The sequence below is a fragment of the Rhodoferax lacus genome (assembly GCF_003415675.1).
GTDB lineage: Bacteria > Pseudomonadota > Gammaproteobacteria > Burkholderiales > Burkholderiaceae_C > Allorhodoferax > Allorhodoferax lacus.
The window spans coordinates 1-585 of the sequence record NZ_QFZK01000062.1; the positions used below are offsets into that span (position 1 = coordinate 1).

Here is a 585-nt window from a genome sequence, read left to right on the forward strand (position 1 = left end):
GGTTTCCAGCGGCTTCTTCTTGGCCTTCATGATGTTGGGCAGCGTGACGTAGCGCGGCTCGTTCAGGCGCAGGTCGGTGGTGATGATGGCGGGCAGGGTCAGGCTCAGGACTTCCGAGCCGCCGTCCACTTCGCGCGTGGCCTTGAGCTTGCCGTCCACGATTTCGACCTTGCTGCTGAAGGTGGCCTGTGGCCAGTCGCCCAGTGCGGCCAGCATCTGGCCGGTCTGGTTGCAGTCGTCATCAATGGCCTGCTTGCCCAGGATGACCAGGCCGGGCTGTTCTTTGTCGACCAGCGCTTTGAGCAGCTTGGCCACGGCCAGGGGTTGCAGCTCGGCAGCGGTCTCGATCAGGATGGCGCGGTCGGCACCGATGGCCAGGGCGGTGCGCAGGGTCTCGGCACACTGGGCAACACCGGCGGACACGGCAATGATCTCGGTGACCACGCCCTTCTCCTTGAGGCGCACGGCCTCTTCGATGGCGATTTCGTCAAACGGGTTCATGCTCATCTTGACGTTGGCGATGTCTACCCCGCTGCCGTCCGATTTCACACGGACCTTGACGTTGTAGTCCACCACGCGTTTGAC

General features: G+C 63.4%; 1 protein-coding gene. It reads right to left on the bottom strand.

Translation table 11 applies throughout. The features are described from left to right. The coding region (locus DIC66_RS22780; protein ID WP_147321410.1) for an electron transfer flavoprotein subunit beta/FixA family protein at nt 1-585 on the bottom strand (585 nt) is incomplete at both ends.